This window comes from Streptomyces afghaniensis (assembly GCF_044327915.1).
GTDB classification, from domain to species: Bacteria; Actinomycetota; Actinomycetes; order Streptomycetales; family Streptomycetaceae; genus Streptomyces; species Streptomyces afghaniensis.
Genome location: NZ_JBIRGJ010000024.1, coordinates 1 through 3,170 on the forward strand (window position 1 = coordinate 1; position 3,170 = coordinate 3,170).

The following is a 3,170-nucleotide window of genomic DNA, read 5'->3' on the forward strand; positions in this document are numbered from 1 at the left end:
GAACAGGTGAGTCCCAGCGACGCGCTTCCTGGTCCCCGTCCGTGTCGGCGACGTCGACCGCTTCGGGCGTCACGGCCAGCAACTGAGCCAGCGCCTCGCGGAGCCGCGACGACTCTGTTTCCGCGACGGTGAAGAGATTCGCGATCACTCAGCACATTCAATGCGGTCCATGGCGACCAAGCCCGGCAGCAGCTTGGCACGCCCCTTCGCAGCGGCCACCGGAAGCCGGAGCCCCACGTGCAGGGAAGCTCTTGTGCAGGTGGGAGCAGGAGAGGCTAATCGTCCTTTCCCTCAGCTCCGCGCCTACTACCGCTCCGCCTCCCCCTCTCCATATCGAAGAGCTTCCCCTGTGCCGCCTCCGCATTGTCCCAACTCGCCGGACCACCCGGCTTCACCGACAGGCGATCCAGAGCTGCCCTGGCCTCAGGACTCCCCATCGCGCCCAACAGCTCGATGGCAGAGTCCGCGCCGATGTCCTCGATCACGCAGCGCTCGGCCGTATCCACCGCCCAGTCGGCGAAACGGCCGGGGTCGGAGTCCAGGGCCAGCCAGCGGAACACCGAGTCGGCGGTGTCGTCCCGCAGCCGCGGGATCATGGCGAGTATCGCCGCTTCGACGTGATCAACGACATGCCGCTGAAGCGGGTACAGCCTCTCCCGTCCCCGCCACTCGCGCACCAGCTCGTCCACACCGGCCCACGTCACCTGGCTCGTGCGGGGCATTCTCTCCCCCACCGCCTGGTGGAACTCCTCCCACACGTGCCACAACAGGCCCGGAGACGGCGGCTGAGGCACATCCGGCGCCAACTCCGGGTCCTCCAGCAGCTCGGTCACCACCTGCCGAGCCTCCGCCACCCGCTCATCGGTGCGCGGCAGGTCCCCGATCCGATCCCAGTCGCCCTCGTCCCAAGGCTGTGGCAAGGATCGAAGGGCGCGGGGCAGAACGTAGTCACCCTCCGGATCACGCCATCGCGCGACCTGCGGATCCCACATCTCCTCGGCACTCAGCTCCGCGTCCGACTCGCTCATTTTCGCCGTCCTGCCACGTCTCGTGGCTGTCGTCCACTCGTTCGTCTTATTCGATGCCCACGGCCCAACGGTTGCCGAACTCCTCAGGGTCTTCGCCTTGCAAGTCCAGTCCCAGCTGCTTGCACTCGCATTGATTCCTGAGCGCGGAGCCCCTGTAGATATTTCGGACACGGTGCGCAGGGAGGTGGACGATTTCGAGGGCCACAGTCATTCGTGGTTCTCGTGGCGTGATGTCGGCTGTCGACTGGAATGCCCCATGCACCGACGGCCCGTCTCGGTACTGGGTCCGCCGCTGGTCCCGTACCCACGAAGGATCCTTCGCGCCCGACGGATTGGCCGCGCTCCCAGATGAGCTGTACGACTCGGCCGCCGCCAAGTTCGGAGAGGGCAACATCGCTCCCTCCCGGTGGCCCGCCGACGGAGAGTTCCTGCTCGGCAACGATGTGTACCGACCTGTCCTCCCCGCCTATCGCGACCTGGTACCGACCGACGGACCATGGCGACCTGTGTGGAAAGTGATGGGCACGCTGTCCGAACTCCATGGTGAGGACAGCGTCCGCCTCGTCGTCTGGTTCGGCGGCTGAACGGAAAACTGGCGGCATCAGTCGTGCGTCACGGGGTGACGGCTTCCGAGCCGTCATCCTCCTTCTCGTTTTCACCCCGGCCTACTGTCATTCCAGGGTCAGGTACTCCAACGCCCCCTTGGGGTTGTCGTTCAACGCCTTCCAGGCCGTGAAGCTCGCATCACCGATACGAGCGTCAACTCCCTTCTCGTTCATGAGCTGAGCCGGAGAGACCTTCTGCCAGGCATTGACACCGAAGGCAACGCCTACATCGCCGTCGCCGGGCAGGAGGAGCATCGCCTGGCGGACAGCCGCGACGCCCTTCGCACGCTCATCCGGGACATCAAGGCGGGCAAGGTCGACCACCTGCTGTAGGCCGGCCGCAGGCGCGGCCCGTCGGTCGACCCCTCGGCGGAGCCGTCCGCCGGGGGCCTGCCCGGCCCCCTGGACGCCATTGCTGCGGTTTCGGGAACCGCCGCGCTCCGCGGCCTTGGAGAGCAGGCGGGTCGCATCGGTCACCGCGACGTTCCGGTCGATGTAACGCATGGCGAGGTCCAGGGCCCAGGGGGCGAAGCAGTCCTCGCGCCACAGCCATTCGAGCGTCCCCCGGGCCAGAAATGCGGCAATGCGGGCGGCCCACCGTTCGGCGAACGCCTCGGGGGGTCGGGGTCAAGGGCCAGCCTTCTCGTCTTCGCCCCGGCCTGCTGTCATTCCATTCCAGGGCACGCCTGAGCCGTCGTCAACCGAACCAGACGACCACACGTACGTTGCCGTCCCCGTGCTCATCGGCGAGGTCCCGCATCGCATTCCAGACCCGGGACCAGGGTGCCTGGTCCGGAGGAGCGAGCATCCGCGCTGTGAGAATCACGGGGCGGTACACGGCGCCGTCCAGGTGGACCTCACCGCCCTGCGGCCATTCCGCTGGGCTGTACACATCCTCGCCGAAAGCATCGGCCGCGGCCTCATCCAGGCCGGGCGTGGCTGAAGCCCACACGATGTCGTGCTGGACGAGCTCGCCGTCGTCACCAGGCCGCCACAGGCCCGCCCAGTGATAAGCATGCTCGTCGGCGAGCGGGGCGTCCCAGTCGACCGCGGCGACTTCGGTCCAGGTGGCATACGTGTGGCTGTGCTGATAGTCCTCGAATCCGGTATCCCGTACCGGATCCGAGGGGTCGCTCGGAAGCCCGCGGTCGGCAAAGAGGGGACGATCCACACCCCCCGTCCCGCCGGAGTTGAAGAGACACCCCCACGCCTCGTGGTCCCGCCCCAGTTGCAGGTCCAGAAGGTCGACCGCCATCTCCCAGTGTCCGTCGGCCGAGCGAGTCTCGATCACACCATCTATGTCTGCGCCCACTGAGTTGATGCTAAGGCCCAGTGCAGGTGCGCAAGTGTGAGCGTCACCGGTTCATAACCGTCGGGGGAGGACAGTGAGCAGTTCCGCTCCAAGGGCGTGCCGCGCTCCTTCTCGTCCTCGCGGGCTCACCGCGGATCTCAGGCCGCCGGCGTATACGTCGTCGACCTCGCGCAAGAGACGCGCCAAAGTGTCCCGGGCCTCCAGATCACGCCGGAAGAGGTCTTC

The 3,170-nt window shown here is 67.0% G+C and carries 4 protein-coding genes; 1 reads left to right on the forward strand and 3 read right to left on the reverse strand.

The genetic code is table 11. The features are described 5' to 3' along the window. Positions 1-275: 275 nt before the first annotated feature. Positions 276-1,028 (reverse strand): hypothetical protein, encoded by a 753-nt coding sequence (locus ACH4G3_RS42335; RefSeq protein ID WP_397629488.1) that lies wholly within the window; start codon positions 1,026-1,028, stop codon positions 276-278. 230 nt (positions 1,029-1,258) lie between these two features. Here ACH4G3_RS42335 and ACH4G3_RS42340 point away from each other — a divergent pair, with 230 nt between their 5' ends. Next, a complete protein-coding gene (locus tag ACH4G3_RS42340) occupies positions 1,259-1,612 on the forward strand; it encodes a hypothetical protein (protein WP_397629489.1) in 354 nt (117 codons plus the stop codon). A gap of 87 nt (positions 1,613-1,699) precedes the next feature. Here the strand turns inward: ACH4G3_RS42340 and ACH4G3_RS42345 are convergent, their stop codons facing one another. Next, complete coding sequence (locus ACH4G3_RS42345; RefSeq protein ID WP_397629490.1) at positions 1,700-2,137, reverse strand: hypothetical protein; 438 nt, start codon at positions 2,135-2,137, stop codon at positions 1,700-1,702. 193 nt (positions 2,138-2,330) lie between these two features. Then, a complete protein-coding gene (locus ACH4G3_RS42350) occupies positions 2,331-2,945 on the reverse strand; it encodes a hypothetical protein (protein ID WP_397629491.1) in 615 nt (204 codons plus the stop codon). Positions 2,946-3,170: the final 225 nt, after the last annotated feature.